General features: G+C 54.9%; 28 protein-coding genes. 21 read left to right on the top strand and 7 right to left on the bottom strand.

Annotation, left to right across the window (positions count from 1 at the left end; translation table 11 throughout):
- Positions 1–12 precede the first annotated feature (12 nt).
- From VEI50_15885 to VEI50_15875, 3 genes are all read left to right on the top strand, one after another.
- Entirely contained in the window at positions 13–648 is a 636-nt protein-coding gene (locus tag VEI50_15885) for a J domain-containing protein (GenBank protein HXX76612.1), read from the top strand.
- A 4-nt stretch (positions 649–652) separates the two neighbouring features.
- A complete protein-coding gene (gene rnd, locus VEI50_15880; GenBank protein HXX76611.1) occupies positions 653–1867 on the top strand; it encodes a ribonuclease D in 1215 nt (404 codons plus the stop codon).
- A 242-nt stretch (positions 1868–2109) separates the two neighbouring features.
- Positions 2110–3411, top strand: coding sequence for a GGDEF domain-containing protein (locus VEI50_15875; protein HXX76610.1), 1302 nt, complete (start codon positions 2110–2112; stop codon positions 3409–3411).
- Between the two features lie 15 nt (positions 3412–3426).
- Here the strand turns inward: VEI50_15875 and arsC are convergent, their stop codons facing one another.
- The 3 genes from arsC to VEI50_15860 all read right to left on the bottom strand — a co-directional run bounded on the left by arsC (position 3427) and on the right by VEI50_15860 (position 4643).
- Positions 3427–3777, bottom strand: a complete 351-nt coding sequence (arsC, locus tag VEI50_15870; protein ID HXX76609.1) for an arsenate reductase (glutaredoxin) — start codon at positions 3775–3777, stop codon at positions 3427–3429.
- Positions 3778–3919: 142 nt separating this feature from the next.
- Entirely contained in the window at positions 3920–4267 is a 348-nt protein-coding gene (locus VEI50_15865) for a hypothetical protein (GenBank protein HXX76608.1), read from the bottom strand.
- On the bottom strand, positions 4257–4643 hold the full coding sequence (locus VEI50_15860) for a hypothetical protein (GenBank protein HXX76607.1): 387 nt from the start codon (positions 4641–4643) through the stop codon (positions 4257–4259). Before VEI50_15860 ends, VEI50_15865 begins: the two co-directional genes overlap by 11 nt.
- A 339-nt stretch (positions 4644–4982) precedes the next feature.
- Between VEI50_15860 and VEI50_15855 the strand changes: the two genes are divergently transcribed.
- Both VEI50_15855 and VEI50_15850 read left to right on the top strand, forming a co-directional pair.
- A complete protein-coding gene (locus tag VEI50_15855; protein HXX76606.1) occupies positions 4983–6116 on the top strand; it encodes a citrate synthase in 1134 nt (377 codons plus the stop codon).
- A gap of 136 nt (positions 6117–6252) precedes the next feature.
- A complete protein-coding gene (locus VEI50_15850; GenBank protein HXX76605.1) occupies positions 6253–6702 on the top strand; it encodes an Hsp20/alpha crystallin family protein in 450 nt (149 codons plus the stop codon).
- A gap of 59 nt (positions 6703–6761) precedes the next feature.
- On the opposite strand, the gene VEI50_15845 is transcribed toward VEI50_15850, so the two are convergent.
- A complete protein-coding gene (locus VEI50_15845; protein ID HXX76604.1) occupies positions 6762–6998 on the bottom strand; it encodes a hypothetical protein in 237 nt (78 codons plus the stop codon).
- A gap of 142 nt (positions 6999–7140) precedes the next feature.
- Between VEI50_15845 and VEI50_15840 the strand changes: the two genes are divergently transcribed.
- The gene (locus tag VEI50_15840; GenBank protein HXX76603.1) at positions 7141–8610 is read left to right on the top strand and encodes a class II fumarate hydratase; all 1470 of its coding nucleotides are present in this window, start codon (positions 7141–7143) and stop codon (positions 8608–8610) included.
- A gap of 135 nt (positions 8611–8745) precedes the next feature.
- Positions 8746–10116 carry an FAD-dependent oxidoreductase gene (locus VEI50_15835; GenBank protein HXX76602.1) on the top strand — a complete coding sequence of 457 codons (1371 nt, stop codon included), beginning with the start codon at positions 8746–8748 and terminating at the stop codon, positions 10114–10116.
- Between the two features lie 20 nt (positions 10117–10136).
- Here the strand turns inward: VEI50_15835 and VEI50_15830 are convergent, their stop codons facing one another.
- A complete protein-coding gene (locus VEI50_15830; GenBank protein ID HXX76601.1) occupies positions 10137–10997 on the bottom strand; it encodes an NAD(+)/NADH kinase in 861 nt (286 codons plus the stop codon).
- A gap of 256 nt (positions 10998–11253) precedes the next feature.
- On the opposite strand from VEI50_15830, the gene VEI50_15825 reads away from it, so the two are divergent.
- The 14 genes from VEI50_15825 to thiE all read left to right on the top strand — a co-directional run bounded on the left by VEI50_15825 (position 11254) and on the right by thiE (position 25163).
- Complete coding sequence (locus VEI50_15825; protein ID HXX76600.1) at positions 11254–13680, top strand: ATP-dependent Clp protease ATP-binding subunit; 2427 nt, start codon at positions 11254–11256, stop codon at positions 13678–13680.
- A gap of 143 nt (positions 13681–13823) precedes the next feature.
- Positions 13824–14882, top strand: a complete 1059-nt coding sequence (gene tsaD, locus VEI50_15820; GenBank protein ID HXX76599.1) for a tRNA (adenosine(37)-N6)-threonylcarbamoyltransferase complex transferase subunit TsaD — start codon at positions 13824–13826, stop codon at positions 14880–14882.
- Positions 14883–15067: 185 nt separating this feature from the next.
- Positions 15068–16597, top strand: coding sequence for a GTPase HflX (gene hflX, locus VEI50_15815; GenBank protein HXX76598.1), 1530 nt, complete (start codon positions 15068–15070; stop codon positions 16595–16597).
- 33 nt (positions 16598–16630) lie between these two features.
- Positions 16631–17284: an endonuclease III gene (gene nth, locus VEI50_15810; GenBank protein ID HXX76597.1), complete on the top strand. Its 654-nt coding sequence runs from the start codon at positions 16631–16633 to the stop codon at positions 17282–17284.
- Positions 17281–18159, top strand: a complete 879-nt coding sequence (locus VEI50_15805) for a YicC/YloC family endoribonuclease (protein HXX76596.1) — start codon at positions 17281–17283, stop codon at positions 18157–18159. The genes nth and VEI50_15805 overlap by 4 nt, the downstream gene beginning before the upstream one ends.
- An 8-nt stretch (positions 18160–18167) precedes the next feature.
- Positions 18168–18866: a guanylate kinase gene (gmk, locus tag VEI50_15800; protein ID HXX76595.1), complete on the top strand. Its 699-nt coding sequence runs from the start codon at positions 18168–18170 to the stop codon at positions 18864–18866.
- A gap of 23 nt (positions 18867–18889) precedes the next feature.
- Positions 18890–19249 (top strand): DNA-directed RNA polymerase subunit omega, encoded by a 360-nt coding sequence (locus VEI50_15795; protein ID HXX76594.1) that lies wholly within the window; start codon positions 18890–18892, stop codon positions 19247–19249.
- A 3-nt stretch (positions 19250–19252) separates the two neighbouring features.
- Positions 19253–20500, top strand: a complete 1248-nt coding sequence (coaBC, locus tag VEI50_15790; GenBank protein ID HXX76593.1) for a bifunctional phosphopantothenoylcysteine decarboxylase/phosphopantothenate--cysteine ligase CoaBC — start codon at positions 19253–19255, stop codon at positions 20498–20500.
- Between the two features lie 64 nt (positions 20501–20564).
- Positions 20565–21296 carry a tetratricopeptide repeat protein gene (locus VEI50_15785; GenBank protein ID HXX76592.1) on the top strand — a complete coding sequence of 244 codons (732 nt, stop codon included), beginning with the start codon at positions 20565–20567 and terminating at the stop codon, positions 21294–21296.
- 119 nt (positions 21297–21415) lie between these two features.
- Positions 21416–21916 carry a type II 3-dehydroquinate dehydratase gene (aroQ, locus tag VEI50_15780; GenBank protein ID HXX76591.1) on the top strand — a complete coding sequence of 167 codons (501 nt, stop codon included), beginning with the start codon at positions 21416–21418 and terminating at the stop codon, positions 21914–21916.
- A 47-nt stretch (positions 21917–21963) separates the two neighbouring features.
- Positions 21964–22524, top strand: coding sequence for an elongation factor P (gene efp, locus VEI50_15775; GenBank protein HXX76590.1), 561 nt, complete (start codon positions 21964–21966; stop codon positions 22522–22524).
- Positions 22521–23093: an acetyl-CoA carboxylase biotin carboxyl carrier protein gene (gene accB / locus VEI50_15770; protein HXX76589.1), complete on the top strand. Its 573-nt coding sequence runs from the start codon at positions 22521–22523 to the stop codon at positions 23091–23093. The genes efp and accB overlap by 4 nt, the downstream gene beginning before the upstream one ends.
- Positions 23094–23126: 33 nt before the next feature.
- Positions 23127–24467 (top strand): acetyl-CoA carboxylase biotin carboxylase subunit, encoded by a 1341-nt coding sequence (gene accC, locus VEI50_15765; GenBank protein HXX76588.1) that lies wholly within the window; start codon positions 23127–23129, stop codon positions 24465–24467.
- A gap of 57 nt (positions 24468–24524) precedes the next feature.
- Positions 24525–25163, top strand: coding sequence for a thiamine phosphate synthase (gene thiE / locus VEI50_15760; protein HXX76587.1), 639 nt, complete (start codon positions 24525–24527; stop codon positions 25161–25163).
- Here thiE and bioD read toward each other — a convergent pair.
- Positions 25144–25893: a dethiobiotin synthase gene (bioD, locus tag VEI50_15755; GenBank protein HXX76586.1), complete on the bottom strand. Its 750-nt coding sequence runs from the start codon at positions 25891–25893 to the stop codon at positions 25144–25146. The genes thiE and bioD overlap by 20 nt on opposite strands.
- The gene (locus VEI50_15750; protein HXX76585.1) at positions 25893–26621 is read right to left on the bottom strand and encodes an SDR family NAD(P)-dependent oxidoreductase; all 729 of its coding nucleotides are present in this window, start codon (positions 26619–26621) and stop codon (positions 25893–25895) included. The genes bioD and VEI50_15750 overlap by 1 nt, the downstream gene beginning before the upstream one ends.
- Between the last annotated feature and the right edge of the window lie 8 nt (positions 26622–26629).

The raw sequence follows: 26629 nt of genomic DNA, 5'->3' as shown, positions 1-26629 counted from the left end.
GGACCGGTCACCATGCCTTTCTCCACGAGCAAGTTCATGAGATTTCGAAACGGCATGCAGCGGAGGATTGCTTCCCTTCGCGCCAAGACGGATGACAGTCTTGAAGTGGCCGTCGACACAATGATGGAAGATCGCGTCGACAGTTTCTTCCGGGTCGAGCAAGGGCTGGAAGAAATCGTCAAATCTCTGTTGCTGATCGAGGAAGAACTGGAACAGATTCGGGATCTTTCCGGTGCCATGAGGTTGGAGTCCCGTCTGGAGTTCGTTGAGGAACGCTGGGACGATTTCGACAGTGAAATCCGGGAGCGGCCTCGGCAGCGGCGCCGTAAAATCAATTTGGCTGACATGTTGAAAGCCGCGAGCGGAGGAAGTGGAGATCTCTCACAGGGATCCGGGTCGGTCAACAATGCGGTGGATGCGTACGCGATCATGGGCGTTGAATTCGGGAGCTCGCTGGCCGACATCACCACGGCCTTTCGGCAGAAAGCGAAACAACTTCATCCGGATGCGAACAACGGAGACCGCAGCTCCGAACCGGAGTTGCGGCGGATGCTGGAGGCATACCAGTTTCTCAAGGAGTATCTGAGCCTCAGTAACGTCGAACCTCCTTCTCAATCGCCTGGCACTGCATACAACCCGACCGAGTAACCGCATGTCCACTTCTGCTCCGATTCGGTACATCACAGACCGTAAAGGGCTTGAGTCACTGTGTAGGACGCTCGAGCGGAGTCCGCGGCTCGCGCTCGACACAGAATTTGTTGGCGAAGAGACCTTTGTCCCCCGTCTCGAATTAATCCAGGTTGCAACGGAAGACACTGCCGCTATTATTGACTTCCCAACCGTGCAAGCCGATGGCTCGCTCGATGCCTTCTGGCAGCTTGTCTGTCGATCCGATGTCGAGAAGATCTTTCATGCGGGACGCCAAGACCTCGATCTTTTTGCGACTCATGCCGGTCAGATTCCGAAACCGTTTTTCGATACGCAGATCGCAGCTGCAATGGTGGGCTATGGCGCACAAGTCGCCTACGCCAACCTTGTCCATCGCCTGCACGGAGCCAAGCTGGATAAAGCTCATACGTTTACGAATTGGAGTGCCCGACCGCTCTCACGTGCTCAACTCACGTATGCGCTGGAGGATGTACAATATCTCTTGTCTATCCACCGACACCTGCATGGACGTCTTACAGAGTTAGGTCGTCTGCCATGGGCGCACGAAGAATTTGCTCGCTTAGAGAACATGGTTGGCGAAAAGAGCCGAGAACCCCAGGAACGCTACCAACGCATCCGTGGGTGGGATAGCCTGAAACCAAAGGCTGCGGGTGTGCTCCGTGAACTCGCCGCCTGGCGTGAAACTGAGGCTCGTCGAAGAAATGTTCCCCGTGGTCGGATTCTGCGTGATGAGGTGCTCCTTCAACTTGCACGGCATCCGCCTCAGACCGTGGACGAATTGCGCTCCGTCCGCGGCATTCATTCCTCAGAGGCCGAACGAAACGGTGAGCAGGTGATGACGACGATCCACTCAGCGCTCGCTCTTCCACCTTCTGCGTGGCCCACCATGCCTCGTGACCGAAAACCAGATCCTGAATCTACTGGATTAGTCGAGCTTCTCCAGGCGGTGCTGAAGGCCCGCGCAGCTGCCCAGGGCATCGCACCGTCTTTGCTCGCTACAGCAGCAGATATTCAAACGCTGGTCGAGTCCAAGCGGCAATCGATTGCCGAGGATCTTCCGGTCCTACGCGGATGGCGTCGTCAGCTGGTCGGTGGACTTCTTCTTCAAGTCCTTGAGGGAACTGTGCAGGTTTCTGTAGACGCGAAAACCGGAGCGCTACAGATCGAAACGCGGACCCAATTGCATTCCGCCAGCTGATCTACCTCCTGCCTCAAAGGCTGGCCGACTAACCTGATCAACTGTTCAAAAACGGCCCAGGTGCTGGGCGTTGTCATGCGGCGAGTCCATGCCGTAGACATGCCGGGAAGAGAAAATTGCTACATTTCAGCCATTTGGAGGCCCTGGCGGGAGGGGAGGGATGGAAGAATCTACGGGATGATTGGTACGGTTCTGGCACACATGATCAACCCAATATTAATCCTTTTCAGGGGCGACTCCGCATGAGGCAGACGATCTGGACAACAACGCAGGCTTTCTTGATACCCGGCGGACCGATCTTTCTTGTAGCGATCGGGTTTCTCCGCCCCCATGGACTTCCGGCGTGGTTCCAGCAGCCGATCGCAGCGTTGCCGTATATCGTGCTGGTGTTCGGTCTTGTATTCGGCTGGTATTTTGCCAGCAGCCGGATGATGCTTTCGTTGCTTGTTCTGGCCCTCGCCGACCGCGCCAACGTATTGTTGCCCGCCGTAGACGCCAATCCGGCGTTTACGAGCCACAGCGTTTTTGCGATCACAGCATTTCTCCTGCCGATCAACCTGTTGGCTTTCTCGATCGTGAAGGAAGATGCCATCTCTACGGTGCGTGGAATTGTACGATTGATGCTGGTTCTTACTCAGCCATTCCTCGTCCTTTGGCTCTGTATGTCTGAACAACAGGAGTTGTCAGGTGCCTTTACGGAACCCTTCGTTCCCCCTGCCATCACGAGTTGGACTATTCTTCCGCAACCAGCCCTCGTGGCATTCGCCGTCGCACTCGTTCTCCAGTTTGTCCGTTTTGTTCTCCATCGCGATCCATTGGAGGGAGGATCAATTTGGGCCCTCATTGCCGTCTTTTTTGCTTATCACGGGAGCCAATATGGATGGCAACCAACAAACTTCTTTGCAACCGCAGGGCTTATTCTCTTCGTCACACTTATTCAAGCCTGTTACCAGCGTACGTACCGCGACGAACTCACCGGAATGCTAGGCCGGCTTGCCTATGAAGAAGCCAGCAGGCGCCTCCGAACCAACTACTCTGTTGCAATCATTGGAATCGATCAGCTCAAACAACATTTCAATAACCATGGCAAATCAGTCGGCGAACAAATCCTCAAAGTCCTCGCACCTAAAATTCAGTCGGCATGCGCTGGCGGGCAGGTGTTTCGTATCAGCGGAGAAGAACTCACCTTGCTGTTTCCCGGCATTTCAGCCATAGAAGCAGTAAGCCGACTCGAAAAGATAAGGAAGGTCGTCGACACGACCATGCTCTACTTAGGCAAGCGCGATCGAGTTTGGGAAGATACAAGAGGTACTCATAAGAAGGGAGCAAGTGATCGCGAACTACCTGTTACACTCAGCATCGGTGTGGCGGAGCGTATCGGTGACAACTCTTCCTTGAGTCTTGTGACAAAGTCGGCCTATCGAGCACTGTACGAGGCGAAGGGATCAGGAGGGAATGTCATCAAGCGGGGATTTGTGCTCACAGAACCGTCCCGACGATCCTTTGCCCCTTCGGGGAGAATGGTCGTGAGCGAAGAATTCTGAACCTCGCTATTACAGCTACAATAATTGCCTCACCGTTTCTGCCGGTCGTGCCAGAATCGCCCTGTCGCCCTTCTCAACAATCGGTCGTTGAATCAAATCCGGGTGGGTAACCATGAGATCGACCAATTCATCATCCGAGAGCTGCCTCTTGGCAAGTCCGAGTTCCTTATACGTCTCCTCTTTTGTCCTCAAAACGTCGCGCGGGGAGAGTCTGGCTTTCTTCAAAACACTTTTGAGGCGCGCTTTCGTAAAGGGCTGCTCATAATAATTGACGCTCTTGAAGGGTGTGCCACTATCTTTTAAGACCTGAATCGCTTGGCGACAGGTGGTACAGGTCGGTTTTTGATAGATCGTTACATCGGCCATGACCATTACTCCTTTGTCTCGTTTGGCTATCTTGACGTCAAATTTTCCCCTGTGCTAGATGCTTCGGGTAGTGATCTGGAGAGGTGCTTCTATGCCCGCGGTTGGAACGAGCTCCAGTGGACAGTACGCTTGTGCGTCAAATTCACAACATACGCTGCGAGACCTTCGTACCAAACGCAAAGGGCAACCGGTGTTGGTGGTCGGACACCTTCTGGAGCGCAAATCTCAGGAAGCGACGTTTGAAGTGTTCAATGATCGACTCGCACTGGTCAAATTTCCGGATGGGGCCATTCTCGGATTCGATCCGGGGGAGCTCCTTCTCCCGACTGAAATCGACGATGCCGGAATCCCATACTTTGAAATCTGCCTCTGCCGGCAATGTGAGCAGTTGTTCTCCTTGACGGTTGCTGAATGTGAATCCGACGTAGAACCGACGCTGTGCCCGGTGTGCCGAGCCTAGGGTCGCACCCCCGACTGCTTTAATCAGCAAGCGGGGCCACCTCAATGGCCTTCTTGATGAGGCAATCTCCGGCGAACGTTTGCAGTGACATCGGCAGCATGGCGGCGTCGATGATGCGCACTGACGCTATCTTAACCCCTTCAGGCGATTTGAACCCTTCTATGCGCATAGCATGGCAAATTTCTAGTTTTTTCCAGATGAGATTATTCTGGATCGTGTCCGATGCCAAGAGTTTCGCATCGCTCACCACATCGTTGCTTGATATCTTGGCAGCAACCCGGGACCGGTCTTTGGGTACTTCGCTCACCACCGCAAAAATGAGCTGCTCATCTTCAGCTTGTACCGAAAGACCGACGGCAAGAAGAACGGCTATGAAACCGAGACTGATGAGCCGCACATTTACCATGATCTACTTTGTCTTGCCTGCACGGTCCTGATCATTCGCGCTTTCATCTGATCGGTAGGGCAACCCGTTTGATGGTGAAGTGGCAGGTTGTCCTCCGTGACTGAGGGTGCTCGTCCCCACCGGTTTCGCAGATGGTGCGGACTTAACACCATGAGAACCGCGGGTGACCATGAAGAAGGCGAGGGCCAGGGTGGCCAATCCAACTATGATCATGACCCTGATGAACATCAGCAGTCCGACTCTTTTTTGGGAATCAGTATGCCAATCGAAATATTTCATTTCAAGATGATCCTGTTTCAAACATGATAAGCTAGTATAAATCATTCGGGGAGTACGACGATGCCACATGATTTCATGCCGGGTCTTGCCGGAGTGCCAGCCGCTAAATCAGCGGTCAGTGACGTAGATGGACAGCGCGGTGTACTCGAATACCGCGGTATCCGTGTCGAAGACCTCTGCATGAAATCCTCCTATCTCGAGACTGCATTTCTCCTCCTCTTTGGGCATCTCCCGACAGAACCAGAAATGACTCGGTGGACCACGGACATCACCCATCATCGCCGAATCAAATTCAAGATCATTGATCTGATGAAGTGCTTGCCGGAGCAGGGCCACCCCATGGATGCCTTACAGGCGGCGGTAGCTGCTCTCGGTATGTTCTATCCGGGGCGGAACGTAAAAGATGTTGAGAATAATTATTGGTCAGTCGTGCGGTTAGTGGCCAAACTCCCCACGATTGTGGCAGCCTGGGCCAGGCTCCGCCACGGCGATGCCCCGATCCCTCCCCGCGACGAACTCGGATTTTCCGAAAACTTTCTGTACATGTTGACCGAACAGACACCGCCTCCGCTATGGAGCGAGATTTTAGACGATTGTTTCATCTTGCACGCCGAGCACACGATGAATGCGTCGACGTTTACCGGCCTCGTCACGGCATCAACCCTAGCGGATCCATACACCGTCGTTGCATCATCGATTGGCGCACTGAAAGGTCCCTTGCACGGGGGGGCGAATGAAGAAGTCGTCCAGATGTTGAAAGAGATCGGTTCGCCGGAACGAGCACGGCGATACGTTGAAGACAAGATTCGGGGAAAACACAAGCTGATGGGATTCGGCCACCGCGTGTACAAGGTCAAGGATCCGCGAGCAACTGTCCTGCAAGGCCTCTGCGAACGACTGTTCAAGGAATCCGCCCCATCGCCCCTGTACGAAATTGCCTTAGAAGTTGAGGAAACAGCCCGAGACCTGCTGCAGGGGAAAGGCATCTATCCCAATGTCGATTTTTATTCTGGCGTCCTGTACGACAAAATGGGCATCAGCGTGGATCTTTTTACCCCGCTCTTTGCTATGTCGCGTGTTTCCGGGTGGCTGGCACACTGGTTGGAACAGCTCAATGAGAACAAGCTTTTCAGACCGGAGCAGATCTACTCCGGTGAGCACAATCGCCCATACGTGCCACTCGACAAACGCTAGCCAATTCCGTAGCTCCCCCCCTTGACTCTCGTTTAACCGCAATTATCTAGAGCGCAGATGGCACAATAGGCGCAGCGCCACTGTGAAATACCAATAATGTATCCTGCACCGTTAAGAAACTTTAAGGAGGTATGCCATGACGGCTGTTATGCGCTGGGATCCATTTCGTGAGTTGGAAGACATGTCCGATCGGCTCAATCGCATGTTTGCACGGCCTGCTACACGAACCAATGGAAAAGAAACGATGATCGTTGCGGATTGGACTCCTTCCGTTGATATCAGTGAAACCGACGGGGAATACCTGATCAAGGCGGAGCTTCCTGATGTCAAGAGAGAGGATGTGAAGGTCATGCTGGAAGACGGCGTCCTCACGATTCAGGGAGAACGCAAACAGGAACGAGAAGAGAAGGGCAAGAAGTATCATCGGGTCGAGCGGTCCTACGGGAGCTTCGTTCGAAGCTTTAGCTTGCCTGATGTGATCGATGAAGAGAAGGTCAAGGCAGAGTTTAGGGACGGACTGTTGAATCTCCATCTGCCGAAATCAGAGAAGGCCAAGCCGAAGGCGATTGAGGTGAAAGTCGGCTAAGTCTGCCTGCAGAGGTTCCTGAAGAAAGGCCCGCGCATGCGGGCCTTTCCTTTTCATCTTCATCCGAGATCACGCTCCCGCATCACGAGTTCCCACACACTCTGGTCCAGGTCAAAACGAAGAACAAAGCGGTGTCCGCGAGTCGTTCTCACTTTGAAATAGGAATGAGTTTCGCTATACCATCGAACGACGATTTCGGCCACGCTGTGACTGACTCCCTCGATCGTAAAGGACCGAGGAGTTTCTTCTCCCTTATACCCCGCGTAGGCATCGACACGAAAGGCGGTCTCGGTCATAGCGGAATTCCCCCTCGGTAACTCCTAACGGATTCTCGACGGCCGGATCAATCCTCCTCCGCCCTCACTCTTGAGCTTCTGGGCAGCAACCGTTTAAGATGCTGTTCCTTTTATTACAGCCAGTTCAGGAGGAGCCGCAATCATGAAGAAGCCCTTAGGGTCACAGGCACAGCCCCACGCGTCCAAGCCTCCCTTGAATTCAGGAAAGACCCGCATGGAGCGGGATACTATGGGCGAATTGGCTGTGCCAGAGGACGCATATTACGGGGTGCAGACAGCCAGGGCGATCGAAAACTTTCCAATTAGCTCACTCCGGTTTCCTCGTGCCATGATTCGAGCGATGGGACTGATCAAACGAGCCGCAGCGACGGTCAATGAATCGCATGGCCTCCTGGACAAGAAACAAACTGATGTGATGCGGCAAGCTGCATCAGAAGTGGTGGAGGGAAAACTCGACGCGGAATTTCCCGTGGATATTTTCCAAACCGGATCCGGTACCTCGACCAACATGAATACCAACGAGGTGATCTCAAACCGCGCGACCGAATTGCTTGGCGGAGCGCGTGGCAGCAAACTGGTGCATCCAAACGACCACGTCAATCTCGGCCAATCGAGCAACGACGTTATTCCAACGGCCATTCACATCGCGGCGGTAGAAATGATGGAGCGCCAACTTCTTCCGGCACTCATCCGCTTACAGAAGGCCCTCGATCGAAAGGCGAGGGAATTTGACAAGATCGTGAAGATCGGTCGTACCCACTTACAGGACGCGACGCCGGTGAGACTGGGACAGGAATTCGGTGGCTATGCGCGTCAAATCGAGCTCGGTATCCAGCGGGTGAAGCGAGCACAAGAATCGCTCGGCGAAGTCGCGCTCGGTGGTACGGCGGTTGGCACCGGCCTCAATTGTCATCCGGACTTCGCACGTAAGGCACTGGCGATTATCACAAAGGAAACCGGTTGTTCGTTTAGGGAGGCGTCCAATCATTTTGAGGCCCAGTCGACTCAAGACTCGCTCGTGGAAGCGAGCGGAGAATTACGAACGATTGCCGTAAGCCTGATGAAAATAGCCAATGACATCCGTTGGCTGGGTTCCGGACCCCGCTGTGGGCTTGGGGAGATCAATTTGCCAGAAACCCAACCGGGTTCGTCGATTATGCCGGGCAAAGTGAACCCTGTCATTGCGGAATCGATGACGATGGTCTGTGCCCAGGTGATCGGAAACGATGTGACCGTCACCGTTGCAGGACAGGCAGCCAACTTCGAACTGATCGTCATGTTGCCTGTCATGGCATACAACCTTCTACAATCCATCGAGTTATTAGCGACGGCGTCGCATAACTTTGCAACTCGCTGTATCGAGGGTATTAAGGCCAACGAGGAACGTTGCCGGAGTTTAATCGAAGAGAGCTTAGCGATGTGTACGGCGTTGGCTCCGGAGATTGGATACGAAGCTGCGGCGAAGCTCGCGAAGGATGCGTACAAATCGGGGAAGACGGTACGAGCGGTGGCAAAAGAACAGAAGGTCCTGTCCGAAAAACGGCTGAACGAGTTGCTGGACCCCTGGCGTATGACTGAGCCGGGAGGTCCAATTGGCAGTGCGGGGGGATAACGTCACCATCAATATACTCGAGATTCGTGCAAGGAGAGTTTTTGACAGCTTCCAAATCCCTATGCTAAAGTGCGCGAAAATTTTGATGGTTCTGCCGTTTTGTCGTCTGATTTTGTACCAATATAAGAGCTATCGATGAGCGTGACAGGTTTGAAGGGAGAAACGCACGTCGTAATCGTGGTAGGAGCCGGCCCTGCGGGAATGGCTGTCGCCAACAAGATGGCGGAGGCAGGCAACGAAGTGATTGTCCTCAACCGCGATATCAAGTTCGGAGGGCTTGCGGAATACGGAATCTTTCCGAGCAAGTTGAAACTGCGCGGGGGGCTTAAAAAAACCTATTGGGGTATTTTGGAAGCACCCAACGTTCATTATTTCGGAAATGTGTCAGTCGGAAAAAGCAAGGACCTTACGGTTGAAGACCTCAGGGAACTTGGCGCCAGTGCGGTGGTCTTTTCAACCGGAGCGCAAGGAACGAAGACCATTGGCGTCGAAGGAGATAGCGCGCGGGGGGTCTTCCACGCGAAAGATGTGGTCTATCACTTCAATCGCTTACCCGGATTCGGGGATCGACCGTTTGATATGGGCAAGCAAGTGGCCGTCATTGGAGCAGGCGATGTGATGGTTGATATTGCCCACTGGTTGATTCGCTATAAGAAGGTCGATCGAGTCACGGCCGTGGTCCGGCGTGGACCTGCCGAGCGCAAGTACAACCCCAAAGAAATCCGGGCAGTATGCGCGAATATGGACGTGGACGGGATCACAAAGGAGTTCGCTCGCATTAAGGATCGTCTGGCCGCAGTAGGTCAAAACGCGGAAGAAGTTCTCAAAGGCCTTGTAGACGAATTTACCAAGTGCGAACCGAAAATCAGCGAAACCAAAATGGATTTCAGGTTCTTGGCATCTCCGAAACGGATTCTCGTTGATGGGAACAACCGTGTCCGGGGTCTCGAAATGGAAGAGAACAAACTTGAGCCTAAAGGGGAAGATACGGCTGCAGTGGGACTCAAACAGTATTACGAGTTCCCGTGCGACTCCGTGGTCTTCGCCGTGGGCGACAAGGTCGATGAAACCGTCGGTCTACCGTATAAGAGCGGCGTGTTCGTAACCAATCCCCATAAGACAACCAACGACCCGGACGATGCACTCTTTCAAGCGTTTGACGAGACCTCAGGGAAAGTGTTTGATGGCATATTCCTCGCCGGCTGGGCTCGCAAGGCAAGCGAAGGACTCGTAGGGGTGGCCAAACGGGACGGGGAGTGGTGTGCCGAAGTCGTGTCGCGTTATCTCAAAACGAAGGCTCCGTTGAGCAGGGCGAGCGCGGAAGGGATACTCAGTAAACTGCAGACCATCCTCAAGAATCGAAACAGCCACCCGGTGAATGTCAAAGGCCTGCGTGTACTCGAAGCAGCCGAGCAGGCTCACAAAGGCCCGACGGATTGCATCGGAGCTTTCAAGCACGTGAGCAATCGAGAAATGTTAGGGCTGATCGAGAAAGCCCTGTCGTAGGACGACGGACAGCCAGCTCCCTACCGATCTCCCCAGTTGAGCTTCTCTCGCAGCACCTCATAGTAGTGAGTCTCCGGAAACCGGATCAGCCTTGTTCGATGCTCCGATGCTTGAATCGCGACCGTGTCCCCTTCTGCGATCGCCACCCCCACTTGACCGTCGAGCGTCGCCATCGCACCGTCGTCTTTGCTGGTCAGTGTGACATCGATCTCGATGCTGCTGGGTACGATCAAGGGACGATGGGTGAGGGTGTGCGGACATATCGGTGTGAGAATCAAAGACTGCACTGCAGGATCAATAATAGGTCCCCCCGCGGACAGAGAATAAGCCGTCGATCCGGTGGGTGTGCTCACGATCAATCCGTCCCCGCGAAGACTCGTGACGAACTGCCCTTGGATGGCCACCTTCAACTCGATCATGCGGGCTAGCGTACCCTTACTGATCACCACATCATTCAGCACCACTCCTTGGGCGACGGTTTCTCCATGCCGATGCACATGCGTCCTCAGCATGAGCCGCTCATCCAAGACGTATTCATTGGCGAAGACTCGCTCCAGCGAGGGATACAAATGCTCTAACTGGACCTCAGTTAAGAACCCGAGCCCACCCATATTGACACCAAGGATCGGAATCCCTTGCTCCGCCGCCAGTCTGGCCGCGTTGAGCATTGTCCCATCACCGCCTAGGACAAGAATGACACCGGCCTTCCCAGCCAGTTGGGTTTTCTGAATGCCCCCGGACTCGCCCAGAAGGCTTGCCGACGTTGTATCCAAGATGACGTCGATGTTCCGAGCTCGAAGCCATGTGACGACCGCATGGAGGGTGGTCTTGACCTGTGGAAATTTGGGCTTAGTCAAAATTCCAATGCTCTTGCTTTTCATCGCAGAGGCCTGGTCGTAATCAAAATGGATTGTGGGATGAGAGGTGCGAGATTCTATCGGGAGCCTTCTTTTGAAGTCAATGAAGTGAACGGGTGTTGCTTTATCGAACGTCTACAGCGTCATACGAAACTTTTCCATGGAGTCCATTTCGGCGGTATCCTTGACACCGGGATGCGGCCTAGTTAGAATTAGGCTAAGTTTTTCGAAGGGTTTGCTCTCGTAATTCCGCTCGTAGACCCCATCAAAAGGAGGCAGGATGTTCGAACGATTCACGGACAAGGGCCGGAAGATCATCATCCTCGCACGGGAAGAGGCCGAGCGTCACCAGAATGACTATCTGGGGACCGAGCATCTTGTCTTGGCCATTTTGCGTGAATCCGACGGAATCGCTCTGATGATTCTGAAGAAGATGGGGTTATCGACCGAGCAGATCAGACTCGAAATCGAACGGAACCTTCCGGGCGGGGGGACGACTATGACGTTCGGAGAGATTCCGTTCAGCCCCCGTGTCAAGAAAGTCATCGAATACGGAGTTGAAGAAGCACGCCTGTTGGGCCATAACCACATCGGGAGTGAACATCTGCTGCTCGGGCTTCTGCGGGAAGAAGAAGGAATCGGCGGCAAGATTCTCAGAAGCTTGGGTGCCAATCTTTTAACGGCGCGCCAGCTAACGGTCACGTTCCTCCGCAAGTCGGCTCCCCGGGAACGGGACCGGAAAAGCAATACTCCGGCGCTCGACGAATTCGGCCGGGATCTGACTCAGCTCGCCCAGGAAGGCCAATTAGATCCGGTCATCGGCCGAGCGGATGAAATCGAACGCGTCCTGCAGATTCTCAGCCGTCGTTCCAAGAACAATCCGGTGCTGATCGGCGAATCGGGTGTCGGAAAGACCGCCATCGTGGAAGGACTGGCCCAGCGGATTGTCATGTCTGAAGTTCCGGACAATCTCTTGTCGCGTCGGGTGATCGCGCTCGATCTCGGCTCGTTAGTAGCCGGGACGAAGTATCGAGGGCAATTCGAAGAACGTCTGAAGGTCGTGATGAAGGAGATTGTGCAGGCCGGCAATATCATCATCTTTATCGACGAACTTCATACCCTTGTGGGTGCCGGGGCAGCGGAGGGGTCGATCGACGCCTCGAACATGCTCAAGCCGGCGTTGTCCCGCGGCGAAATCCAATGCATCGGGGCCACGACGCTTGATGAGTATCGGAAACACATCGAGAAGGACGGTGCGCTCAAGCGCCGGTTCCAACCGATTTATGTACAGCCGCCGAGCATCGATGAAACGGTGCGGATCATCCAAGGTCTGCGGGATCGGTATGAAGAGCACCATGGTGTCGAAATTACGGAGGACGCCATCGTCGAAGCGGTCAAACTATCCGATCGATATATCACCGATCGGTTCTTGCCGGACAAGGCCATTGACCTGATCGACGAGACGGGGTCACGAGCCAAGCTTCAAACTTACGCGCTGCCGTCTGAGCTCAAGGCAATGGAACAGGAACTGAAGAAAGTCTCGCGTGACAAGGAAATGGCGATCTCGATGCAGAATTTCGAGGAAGCCGTGCGCCACAGGGAAGAAGAAGAGCGGTTGCGCAAGCTTCTAGACGAATCCAAACGTGAATGGAAGAAAAATCAGGAGAAGCAGAAGCCGACGATCGGCAAGGAAGACGTAGCCTATGTCGTCTCCAAGATGACCGGCATCCCGCTCTTCAAGCTGGAGGAAGAGGAATCGAACAAGCTGCTCCGCATGGAGGAATTTCTCCACAAACGAGTAGTCGGCCAAAACGAAGCCATCTCTGCAGTGGCGCGTGCCATTCGGCGGTCGCGAGCCGGTTTGAAGGAGGCACGAAAGCCGATTGGCTCGTTTATTTTCCTTGGCCCGACCGGTGTGGGAAAGACCGAGCTTGCGAGAACATTGGCCGAATTCCTTTTTAACAGCGAGGATGCCCTGATTCGGATCGATATGTCCGAATACCAGGAGAAGTTCACCAGTTCACGGCTCTTCGGAGCCCCTCCTGGCTATGTCGGGTATGAGGAAGGCGGCCAGTTGACGGAACGGGTGCGCCGTCGCCCGTATTCGGTCGTCCTCTTTGACGAAATTGAAAAGGCCCATCCGGATGTGTTCAACATTCTGTTGCAGGTCCTAGATGACGGGGTTCTAACGGACAGCTTGGGACGGAAGGTCGACTTCAAGAACACCGTAGTCATCATGACCTCAAACATCGGAACAAAGTTGATCCAGAAGGGCGTGTCCCTCGGGTTCCAGAGTACGGAGATCGAACAGGATCGCCGCAAGAAGGAAGAGGTCTTGGGCGAATTACGCCGCTCGTTCAGCCCGGAGTTCTTGAACCGGATCGACGAAATTGTGGTGTTCCACCAGCTTGACAAGGAACACCTTAACAGCATTCTCGATATCCTGCTCAGAGAGCTGAATCTCCGACTGTTGGAAAAGGGTGTCGAGATCGAAATCGACGACGAAGTGAAACAGTGGCTCATTAAAGAAGGCTATGAACCGCTGTACGGAGCTCGCCCGATGCGCAGAACTATTCAACGCGCGATCGGAGATCCTTTGTCGGAAGAGCTAATCAAAGGCCGGTTCAAGGACAGCCGGAAAATAAAGGTGGTCCTGCGCGATGGTGCTCCGACGTTCATTGAGCAGGAAACGCTGGCAGGTGTGTAAATAACTGCCTGTGAATCATTCTCGCCAGCGCGGCATCGATACTTGATGCGACCCCTGTGGTCAGGACCGCAGGGGTCGTACTGTTTTTGCCCCATGAGATGCCGATTGGCGTGAGGCGTTCCTTAGAGACATCATACAAGTTTATGATTGGATCAAACTCAGAGCCAACGGCGGTATGGACACCGGGGCCGCTACTTGGGCTGGAGACGTCGTGTGACGAAACATCCGCCGCGGTCCTGAACGCCGATGGAGCGGTTGTTTCCAATGTCATCAGTTCCCAACACGCCGTTCACCAACCGTTCGGCGGCGTAGTCCCTGAGCTCTCGTCTCGGACCCACATCGAGACCATCGAGGGTGTCGCCAGTCAAGCGATGCGGGAAGCGGGGGTCCAATGGTCGGACTTAACGGGGCTAGCCGTGACTCAAGGACCGGGACTCGCGGGATCCCTCATCGTCGGAGTAAACTATGCCAAAGCACTCTCGTATGCCTTGAACGTTCCGATGGTCGGAGTCAGTCACTTGGAAGGGCATATTTCCTCTGCCTGGCTGCAAGAACCAACATTTCCGGTCCCGTGCGTGGTGTTGGTCGTATCCGGAGGCCATTCACACCTGTATCTGATGCAGCTTGATGGCGGTTGCCCGCTCTTGGGATGTACCAGAGACGATGCGGCCGGGGAAGCGTTCGACAAGGGCGCTCAAATGCTCGGACTCGAATACCCCGGGGGGCCGGCAATTGATCGCCTTGCACAAAGCGGCAGTGCTACGGCAATTCTGTTTCCCCGCTCGTATTTGAGGAAGGAGAGTTTGGATTTTAGTTTCAGTGGTCTCAAAACGGCGCTTCTCTATAAACTTCAACAGATGGACCAGAGCCAGCGCGATGCTCAAGCTCCCGACCTAGCGGCCGGTTACCAGGAGGCTATTGTCACTGTGCTCGTCGACAAGGCGTTTGCTGCGGTCAAGGCATACGGGGTAGCGGCTCTCGCGGTTGTCGGAGGCGTCTCTGCCAATACGAGGTTGCGCTCGCTCCTCCAGCGTCGGGCCAGCACAAGTGGCATCCGTCTGAGCCTGCCCCCGTTGTCCTATTGTACGGATAACGCCGCCATGATTGCTGCCGCAGGTCGGCAGGCCTTACTCAGGGGGAAACGTGCTGCACTCGACATGGAAGCCAACGCATGCCTGGCGGTGCACGCTTTAACCACTTAGGTAGTAAATAAGGGGATTGACCGATTCCACAAGTTCATGGACACGTCGCAGGCCTCCGAAGCGCCCAGCTCACCGCACTGGATCGCCTCTATCGACGGCGTGTCCCCGTTGACCAAGTTCTCTCGCCGGAAATTGCCAAACTTCTCGCTCAGCTGAGTCATGATCTGCGTCGACCGATCGGATTGGTGATCGCCCGTCGCGGAACCATCCAGGATGTGTTGGTAGGAGCCGACGCAGGTCCTAGCCCTGCGACTTTGGCCAAATATCGAGCGAGCTCCCGCTCTTTGCGAGGGCTCCGACTCATTCGAACTCAGCTCCACGGCCAACCCCTGAGCCAAGAAGACATCACGATGCTGGCCTTACTCCGATTTGACGTGATCGGTGCCTTGGCGGTCACTCCAGAGGGCGAGCCGGGATCGCTCTCTCTCGCCCATTTACTGCCTCCCAACCCCCAGGGGCAACTCCTCAAGGTGTTGAGCCCCATGCTGGTTCATCATTGTCCGATTGAGTTCCAATCCTTCATGCTGGAGCTTGAATCGGAGTTTCAGCGGCAGAGCACACAACATGATGTGTCAGGTCACCAGGAAACCGCCATTCTCATCAGCGCTTCTCCCCACAGCCGATCGACTCAAGATGATCGACTGACTGAACTCGCTGAGTTGGCAACGTCCGCAGACATTTCGGTAGTCGATCGAATTGTTCAGCGAACCCAAGCCGGTCATCAGCGCTTTCTCGTTGGCAGCGGAAAACTCAAAGATGTTCTCATGCTAGCGCTGCAGAAGGGGGCCGATCTGTTGATTTTCGATCAAGACCTCGCTCCGGCCCAGGCAAGGGCAATTGCAGAATTCACCGACGTCAAAGTCATAGACCGTACTCAATTGATTCTCGATATTTTCGCAAGGCGCGCACACAGTCGCGAAGGGAAGGTCCAAGTGGAACTCGCCCAACTTCGCTATTTGCTACCACGTCTTTCCGGGCATGGATCGAGTCTGTCTCGACTTGGAGGCGGTATCGGCACGAGAGGTCCGGGAGAGACAAAGCTAGAAACTGATCGCCGCCGAATCAGAGAGCGCATCAGCCACCTTGAGCGCGACCTGACGATGTTTGCTCGCCATCAGAACCAGCGGCGTGCGCGTCGTGCTCGGCACGGGATGCCGGTCGTTTCGATTGTCGGATACACGAACGCTGGCAAGTCAACCTTACTGAACGCGTTGACGAAGAGCCAGGTCGCGGCAGATGACCGGGTCTTTGAAACGTTGGATACGACGAGCCGACGCTTACGATTCCCGCATGATCAGGAGGTGATCATCACCGACACGGTCGGATTTATCCGCGACCTTCCCAAAGACCTGCTCGGTGCCTTTCGGACGACATTGGAAGAGTTGCGAGAGGCCGATATACTCCTCCATGTCGTCGACGCCAGCGCTGCCGACCTCGAGAGCCAAATCGTCGCCGTCGAAGCGGTTCTGCAGGATTTGAACCTCGAGCAAGTTCCTCAGGTGCTAGCCTTCAACAAATGCGACCGCATCCCGGGCGATCATGCGCAGTTTCTCTGCCGTCGGTATCGTGCGATTGGAATCTCAGCCCTTCAACCGGAGACCCTTCACCCGCTCATCCACTATCTGGAACAAGCGCTGGAGAGATTGGGGTCGAACATCTCCCCAGTCTCTGCCCAGCAGTCCGAAGAGGGTAGCGCCATTGCTTCTCACGCCTAACTGCTGCACATTCCAGCTCCACCGGTGATCTCGATGAGGGCATCCGCCGTTCGTATTCAGTCTCGCATAGGCCGGATTCTCGAAGCACTCCGGCGGTCCCTCCCGACGGTAAAGGTCGAACTCGACCATCGCACGCCGTGGGAGTTGTTGGTTGCGACGATCCTTTCTGCCCAATGCACGGATCAACGCGTCAACCAGGTGACGCCGAATCTCTTCCGCCGTTATCGCCGGCCTTCTGACTATGCGCAGGCACGTCTTGCGGACCTTGAAGCATTGATCCGATCGACCGGGTTTTTCAAAAGTAAAGCCAAGCACCTCGTGGCTTGTGGTCAGGCGGTTGTCGAACGATTTCACGGACAAGTTCCTGCAACGATGGAAGACCTCACCTCCTTGCCGGGCGTCGGAAGGAAAACCGCCAATGTCATCCTGGGCAACGCCTTCGGGAAGCCGGGAATTGTTGTCGATACCCATGTAAAGCGAGTTTCGAATCGGCTTGGTTTAACCAGTTCCGATGATCCCGTGAATATTGAGCACGATCTGCAGCAACTCATTCCGCAATCCGAATGGACTGCTACATCGCAACGTCTGCTCCTGCACGGTCGGTATGTCTGCGTGGCGCGCAAACCTCATTGTAGTCAATGCTCCATTGCCTCCTTCTGCCATTGGAAGGGGAAGCAAGTTCCATGATCCGCAGCATGACCGGATTTGGTCGTCGACAGACTGCGTGGCAGGATGGGTCTGTGGCGGTGGAAATGCGGGCCGTCAACCACCGTTTTCTTGAAATAGCCTGTCGGCTGCCCCGCTCATTGAATCACCTGGAAGAGACCTTCAAGAAAGCGGTGCAACAACGGTGTACTCGCGGTCGAATCGATCTTACCGTTTCTCTGCAAGGAGGGAAGGGGAGAGCCGTGACCGTCAGTCTTGACCAACCGCTGGCAAAGCAGTACCATCATACCCTCCGCATCCTCAAGAAATCCTTGAAGCTGAGCGGCTCCATCGATCTTGCCCTCATCGCCGGGCTCCGTGATGTTGTCTCCGTATCCGATCAGCCACCAGAGGATCCGAAATTGGGGAAGCTGGTTGTGCGCTTGGTAGGAGAATCGTTGGACGACCTGACAGCAATGCGATCGCGGGAAGGGGAGGCTCTGGCTAAAGACATGCTCGCAAGACTGCGGGTCATTGGGGATCATCAGCTACGCGTCTCGGCGAGAGCTCCATTGCTGGCGCAGGAGGCGTTCGATCGAATGAGAAGCCGAGTGGAGAAACTTATGGGTGAGACTGTGCCCGATCTTTCTCGGCTCAACCAGGAATTGGCAATCTTCGCTGACCGGACCGACATTACGGAAGAATTGGTCAGATTAGACTCACATATGGTACAGTTTCAGCAAACGCTGGAACGTTCGGAACCCGTTGGGAAAACACTCGATTTCTTGCTCCAGGAGATTGGTCGGGAAGTCAACACCATCGGCTCAAAAGCGAACGACACGGAAATCGCCGCCCATGTCATCCAGATGAAGACCGAGCTCGAGCGTATTCGCGAACAAGTCCAAAACATTGAATGACACCGGCTATGACTACACAGTCTTCCCCGTCAGCGCCTGAGACGTCGCGGCATTCCGCTGATCGGCGGGGGATTCTCTTTATTATTTCGGCCCCCTCTGGGACAGGAAAAACCACACTCTGCAAGCAGTTGACGTCGACCGTCCCGGGACTCTGGCATTCGATTTCCTATACCACGAGGAAACCTCGTCCGGGAGAAGAACACGGCCGTGAGTACTTTTTCATCGGAGAAAATGAGTTCCAGCAGATGGTCGATCGAAATGAATTCGTCGAATGGGCCAGGGTATACGGCAATCTGTACGGCACGCCTCGCAAGACCTTGACCGATCGACTCGAGCAGGGAATCGATGTGCTGTTGGAAATCGACGTGCAAGGCGCAATCCAAGTGAAGAAGAAGTTCGAAGATGCCGTGTCAATTTTTATTCTTCCGCCGTCGATGCAGGTACTTCGGTCTCGCTTGCAGAACAGAGCATCCGATAGCCCCGAGGAAATTCTGCGGCGCCTTCAGAAGGTGAAGGAAGAGGTCTGGAGCTATCGCGAATATGCGTACGTGGTTCGAAATGAGGATCTTTCCCAATCCTTGCGGGAGCTCGAAAGCGTGTTTCTCGCTGAACGGTTGAAAACCAAGCAGCTGAACATGGCCTGGCTTGAAAAGAATTTTATTCTGGAAGATGAACCCAAACCGGGGGATCGTAAAGATCTCCCTTAACCGTATAAAGGAGTAAGTTACCCATGGCCGATATGTTAAGTCTTCTCCCGCAGTATACGACGGATCAGTTCGATTCGCGTCACCGGCTGGTGCTGGTGGCAGCCCAACGTGCTAAGCATCTCCTGCAGGGATCACGGTCTCACGGGACTTCCCGCTTCACGAAGGAAACCACGATCGGCCTCGACGAGGTTCTGCGAGGCGAAACCAAATATCTCGTAGGGAAAGAAGCACGTGAAGCCATGAAGGAGGCCAAGCGCGGCAAAGAAGGGGAAACGGAACGGATCGCGATGATGAGCGGCGATGACGCTCGCGAAATCAAGAAGGAACTCAGTAATTATGTCGACGACACGGCGAAACCGACCGGAGTCGAAAGTGAGGAGTAAGAGGTGGACGAGGGCCAGGGACAACCGACGTTAGTCGGCGCACGGATCATTCTCGGGGTCACCGGCAGCATCGCGGCGTACAAGGCTGTTGGGCTGCTGCGTGCACTCGTGAAAGAAGGGGCCGATGTCCGGGTGGTGATGACCCATGCTGCTACAAAATTCGTCGCCCCGCTCACCTTGGAAGTGCTCTCAGGGAAGCCGGCATCAATTGATCTGTTTGAAGCCCAACACGAGATGAAGCATTTATCGATGCCCGAAGAAGCCGATCTCGTTGTCGTGGCGCCAGCGACCGCGAATTTCCTGGCCAAGGCGGCGACAGGGTTGGCGGACGATCTGCTTTCCACGATGCTGCTGACCGCGCAATGCCCGCTTCTGATCGCACCGGCAATGGATGGGGGAATGTGGAATCATAGCGCCGTGGCACAGAACGTTGAGACGCTGCGGACTCGAGGAGTAATTGTCTTGGACCCAGAAGAGGGCCCTTTGGCTTCTGGCCGATTCGGTCAGGGTCGATTGGCCGACGAAGTGCGCATTCTGGAAGCTATTCAATCTGCACTTGCTCCGCAACGTGATTGGCAAGGACATCGGATCCTTGTCTCAGCTGGCCCGACGCAAGAGCCGATCGATCCAGTACGGTTTATCTCGAATCGTTCCTCCGGGAAAATGGGCTATGCCTTAGCGGAAGCCGCTCGGATCCGAGGAGCCCAGGTGACTCTCGTGTCAGGTCCTACGGCCCTTCCAGTCCCAGCGGGTGTTGAAATCGTGGAGGTACGTACTGCTGAAGAGATGACAAAAGCGATGTGCAACAGACTACCCTGGTCGACTGTTGTCGTCATGGCGGCTGCCGTGGCCGACTATCGTCCTGCAGAGGCCTCCGTGCACAAACTTAAAAAGCAGGGACAGGGAGATCAGGTACTGCGTCTGGAGCCGACAAGAGACATTCTTGCCATGTTATCGAGTCAGCGGGCGAATCAGTTGTTGATCGGATTTGCTGCTGAGACGCAGGATCTGATCGCCCACGCGACGCAAAAACTCTCCGCAAAAGGCTTGGATATGATTGTGGCCAATGACGTCACAAGAGAAGGAGCAGGCTTTGGAAGCGATCAGAACGCCGTGACCGTAATCGATCGCCACGGACGGACAACCGAGTTTCCCTTGATGGCTAAACGCCAGCTTGCCGACCATATTCTCACCCTCGCTCGCACGCTGATCGTACCTCGCGGTTCTCAATCCGGAGCTCGGACCGAGTAAGAAAGGCTGGCCGACGATGGCGCCAAACAAGCAATCTTCCGTAAATACCCAAGAAATAGATCGCTTGGCTCTCCAATTAGTGAAAGATCCCCAGTCAAAAGTGTTCATGCCGCTGGCCGAAGAATATGTGAAGGCTGGTATGTGGCAAGAGGCGGCAGCCGTTCTGGAAGACGGCCTGAAAAATTATCCAGGGTTTATTACGGCGATGGTGACCCTGGGCCGCGCCTATGACCAAATGGGTCAGCCAACCAAGGCGAAAGCCATCCTTGAAGAAGCCATCAAGCTCAGTCCAGAGAACTTGCGGGCGCACCGAACACTGGTCAAGATTTATGTTGCGCAGGGACTTGCTGACGCTGCCTTGCGATGTTGCACTGTCATTCTAACGGTGAATCCTCAGGATGAAGAAGCCTTGTCGATCCAGGCACAACTTGGAGGAAGTCCCGTCCCACAGAAATCGATGGCGAAGCACCCGACTGTTCCTCTAACAGCGGTGAAACCAGCGCGCGAGGCTCCCGCACCTCCTGCTTCTGCATCGATTGAGTCAACGCCAACCGAAGCGGAAGCCGTGGATCCCTTAGCAGCTGCAACTACCTTGATGGAGACGACTCTCGAGCGAATGCATCGTCCCAGCGGAGAGTCGAGTGAAGAGGCGAGCAGTCCTCTTTCTGGGACGCCCGCATGCTCGACACCTGGATCGTCACGTATCGTATCGCAACTCGAAACTTGGCTCCGCTCTATCCAGTCACGGCGGCGCGACCACGACCAAACCGATCACGTGCGTTCACCGAGTTCATAAGACATTCCAATAGTTTGACCAGCCTGGAGTAGGCTGTTACAATGCCCCTCCGCTGGTCGTTCCCGCACAACCGTGGGAAATCGCTCTATCAATGACTATCGGCATGAAGTGATGCGGATATGATACGGATTCTGGTTTTGCACGGGCCTAACTTGAACCTCCTTGGGATGCGGGAACAGTCGATCTATGGAGCCACCTCGCTCGACGGAGTGGATACCGCGATCTCGAAACTTGCCGAGGAATTAGCCATTGAAGTCGATATTCGTCAGTCGAACAGTGAAGGAGAACTCGTCTCGTGGATTCAGGAGGCCCGGAGTGGGTACCAGGGAATCGTGATTAACCCAGCGGGCTATACCCATAGCAGCATCGCCATTCGAGATGCCTTGGCCGCCGTTGACTTGCCCACGATCGAGGTTCATCTGTCAAACATCCATCAACGCGAAGAGTTCCGCCATCGGTCTTACATCGCAGGCGTAGCTATGGGGCAGATTTCAGGACTGGGACCGACTAGCTATTTGCTCGCGCTTCGCGGATTGCATGACCTCCTCACCACGCCGCGCAAGCAAAAAAAGATTGCGGCAACGTCAACCGCACGACGCGTCACACGCAACACACGATAATCTCATTTGGTGCACGCTGATTTATTCACGAAAGAAGGGAGTACGGAGTGATTTCTACGACGGATTTTCGAGGAGGTGTCCGGCTGATGGTCGACGGTGAACCGTTTTATATCGTTGAATTTCAACATGTAAAACCCGGCAAGGGTGGAGCCTTCGTGCGAACTAAACTCAAGAGCTACCTTTCCGGCAACGTGCTCGACCGTACGTTCCGGTCGGGCGAGCGATTCGACGAGCCGGATCTTGAGGAACGAGAGATGCAGTTCCTCTATGCGACAGGGAACTCGTATACGTTTATGGATACGGAGACCTACGAACAGCTCACCTTCGAGAAAAGCCAGCTGGGAGAGAATGCGGATCTCTTAAAAGAAAACATGAACGTTAGGATCCTGATTTATGAGCATCGCCCCATCGCAGTCGAGCTCCCGATCTTTATCGAACTCAAAGTCGTGGACGCCGAGCCAGGTGTCCGTGGTGACACGGCCTCGGGTGGAACCAAGCCGGCGGTGGTGGAGACTGGCGCTACAATTAAGGTTCCACTGTATCTCGAAGTTGGCACGGTGATTAAGATCGATACCCGCACGAGAGCCTACGTGGAGCGCGTTCGGTGAGCAAGGGTAAGTCTCGCAAACAGCGGACAAACAAGCCGCCGATCATTCTGCCGCAAGGTTTTGCTGATACCGCGGGAGGAAAAGGATCGCCTTCCCTGCTGGGGAACCAATCCAAGCATGTCCAAGAGCTTATCGACATTTTGAAGCGTAACAATTTGACCGAGTTGGAACTCGAGCGAGAAGGAGTCAGGATTCGTGTCCGGTATGAACAAGGAATAAAAACAGTGACGACCACTGTCGCCGACGTGGGCCCCGGGACCGTCACGTCAGCGTCTCAGGCAATCCCCGCAGGGAGTACGCCGGTCGAAGACACCTCCGGCATGGTGACAATAGCATCACCCATTGTCGGGACGTTCTATCGATCCCCCTCACCGGATGCCGACCCTTATGTAGAAGAAGGGGATTACGTGAAAAAAGGACAGGTGCTATGTATCGTAGAAGCCATGAAGCTGATGAACGAAATTGAATCGGAGGTAGATGGGCGAGTGACAAAAATTCTGGCTGAAAGCACAAAGCCGGTCGAATACGGCCAAGCACTCTTCCTTATTGATCCGAAAGCCACACCATAGTCCGCCACCTATAAGCTATTTCGGAGCCACGGCGTGTTCAAGAAAGTGTTAATCGCTAATCGCGGAGAAATCGCACTGCGGGTCATTCGAGCCTGCAAAGAACTCGGCATCAAGACCGTGGCAGTCCACTCTGAAGCCGATGCCGGCTCCTTCCACGTCAAAGCGGCGGACGAACGCATCTGCATCGGACCGCCGGAGGCTGCCCTAAGTTACCGTAACATTCCGAACGTGCTGAGCGCCGCAGAAATCACGGGAGCCGATGCCATCCATCCGGGCTATGGATTTCTCTCCGAGAACGCTCACTTCGCTGAAGTGTGCGAATCCATCGGGATCAAGTTCATCGGTCCCACGTCCGAGAACATCGCCCTGATGGGTGATAAAGCCAAGGCGAGGGAAATTGTCGCGAGGAAAGGGCTGCCTGTCACACCAGGAAGCCCAGGTGAGCTCAAAAGCGAACAGGAAGCATTGGATGCTGCGACCAAGATCGGATACCCCGTCATCATTAAGGCCTCTGCTGGCGGAGGAGGACGCGGGATGCGGGTCGTCAACAAAGCTGATGACTTGGCACGCGCATTCCAAGCCGCACAGGCAGAGGCCAAATCGACGTTCGGCCATGACGGGGTCTACCTTGAGCGGTATTTTCTAGAACCTCGGCATATTGAAGTGCAGATTATCGCCGACCATCGCGGCCATGTCATTCACTTGGGTGAGCGGGACTGCTCCATTCAGCGGCGTCACCAGAAACTTGTCGAAGAAACACCTTCTCCTGCCGTGGATGAGAAGCTGCGCAAGGAAATCGGCCGTGTAGCTGTCGAAGCAGTCAAGGCTGTGCATTACCGGAACGTCGGAACCGTGGAGTTTCTGCTCGACAAAGACCATAATTTTTTCTTTATGGAGGTAAACACCCGCATTCAAGTGGAACATCCGATCACGGAAATGGTCACCGGTGTCGACCTCATCAAAGAGCAGATCAAGCTCGCCAATGGACAGGTGCTCTCCATCAAACAACAAGACATCCGTTTAAACGGCCATAGCCTGGAATGCCGCATCAACGCGGAAGACCCGGAAAAATTTACGCCTTCGCCGGGGTTGATCACAAAATACAATGCTCCGGGCGGGTTCGGTGTCCGTGTCGATTCCGCGATGGAATCCAATGCGATGGTCGTCCCGCACTATGATTCCATGATCGCAAAGGTCATCACTCACGGCCGCGACCGGCAGGAAGCGATCGCCCGCATGCGCCGCGCCCTCGACGAATTCGTCATCGAAGGCATTAAGACGACGATCCCGCTTCACAAGCGCATCCTCAACGATCCTGATTTCCAAAAGGGCCATGTCTCAACGACATTCCTCGACCGGTTCCTGGCTGGATGATCGGCCTCTCACCGAAGTTGACCCTAGAGCTCGCCTCTCTCTCGACGGTTCACGGTCATGACAGCCAACAACCATCGACGCTCACTCCAGGGACTGTACATCATTCTTGATCCCTCAGTTTGCCCAGGACGATCCCTGCGCGATGTGCTGACACAATCGGCAGCGGCTGGTGCAAAGATCTTTCAATATCGCAACAAGATGGCTTCGATGAAGGAAGCCTATGCTGAAGCCTTGATTCTGCGGAAGATCGCGGCGGAAGAGGGGGCACTGTTCATCGTCAATGATCGCTGCGATCTGGCACAGGCGGTGGAGGCTGACGGGGTGCATCTAGGCCAGGGTGACCTGCCCTACATCGAGGCAAGGATGCTGTTGGGGTCGGCCAAAATCATCGGCTTGTCAACTCACAATGCCGAGCAGGTGCGACAAGCGGACAAGCTAAATCCCGACTACATCGGGTTCGGGCCGATCTTTAAGCCTGCTTCGAAACACGACCACGATCCGGTCGTCGGGTTGGAAGGGTTGCAGCAGATCCGACCCCTCACGGCACTTCCCATCTTTGCCATCGGCGGGATCCAAGCGGACCAAGTTAAGACCACCCTGCAGGCGGGCGCCAATGGCATCGCTGTTATCTCGGCAGTGCTGACCGCACCGGATGTAAAAAAGGCCGTCGCGCAACTCATTTCATTGCTCTCCTAACGACCTTGGCCAGTTTCTTTATTGCTGCCGAATGGGCCAGCCGCGTAGCCGACCGTCGAAATTGGCGTGACAGTTCCGATCGATAAGGGAGTGGGCCGATCACCGGCACGCCCGCCTTCTTCCGCAGAATCTCGACTGTGGTTCGTTCCTGCAAACGATCGATCTTCGATCGCACCGGCTCGGTTTGATTCAGAACTAGTGCCACGATGGGTATTTTCCGGCGCTGAAGGGCTTCGACGGTCAGCAAGGCGTGATTGATCCCGCCTAGTCGGGATCGACCCACAACCACCGCCGGAAGCTTCAAGTGAGCGACAAGATCAATTACCGCGAATTTGGGAGCGAGTGGCACATGCACCCCGCCGACTCCTTCCATCACAAGGCATTCATACCGATCGGAAAGAAGTCGATAGACTTTGTAGATCACTGCCGGGTCGATCTGCCGCCCTTCGGCTTGTGCTGCCGCCAGCGGCGTGAGCGGCAACTCGAATCGAAAGGGGCTGATGGCTCCCAGGGCTTCATCGGATTCGACGATGCCTTGCAACCGTGCTCCATCAGACTGAGCCAGCCTGGCTTTCGAGACACCGGTCTCAATCGGCTTCATGACGCCTACCGTATAGCCTTGCTGCTTCATCTGAAGGGCAAGGACGGCCGAGACGAGAGTTTTTCCAACGGCCGTGTCTGTTCCAGTAATGAACACTCCCGTGTGTGTGGATTGACCAGTTCGGCGCATCACAATTCTCGGCTATCACAATTCCAGATCTGTCCCGACACATCAGACAGTTCCGCCAGATGAACGACCGTCTTGGCCACTTCCGAAAGGGCAGGGGATCGTCCCAGTAGGTGATCGGTCAATCCATCAGGCCCAGGCATGGCCTCTCCAGCGAGGCTCGTGTTTTGCCACCCAGGTAGCACAAGATTTACTCGCACGTTATAGGGTCCCCATTCATGAGCAGCGGTTTTTATCAAGCCGATGAGCCCCGCCTTCGATGTAGCATAGGCAGCTTGGCCGGGGCTCCCATGCAGGCCCGCATATGAACCGATGACAATGATGGCTCCCCCGCCTTGCTCGATGAGTACTTCGGCCATGGCGCAGAGGCAATGAAATGTCCCGGTGAGATTCGTTGCCATGACCTGGGTCCAGTCTTCTTCCTTTTGGCGGATGAGAAGCTCGCCTGACCCAACACCAGCATTGCACACAAATACATTGTGTTTCCTTGCAGTTCGGCGATATACATCCATCATCAGTTGAACATCGTTTTTCTGTCGAATGTCGGCTTGGTAAAGATCGCCCGTCCCTCCCGCTCTCAGGACGGCCTGTCGTGTGCTTTCGGCCGCCGCCTTGCTCTGAAAATAATGTACGCCGACATACCAACCTCTCGACGCGAACGCCACGCTGATAGCTCGCCCGATTCCTCCAGATGCACCGGTCACAAGGACCGCCGACGCGCGCTGATGCATGGGTGCCC

The sequence above is a fragment of the Nitrospiraceae bacterium genome (assembly GCA_035623075.1).
In the GTDB taxonomy this organism is placed as follows: Bacteria; Nitrospirota; Nitrospiria; order Nitrospirales; family Nitrospiraceae; genus DASPUC01.
Note: the sequence above shows the minus strand (reverse complement) of the source record. Positions and strands in the feature narration are given on the sequence as shown.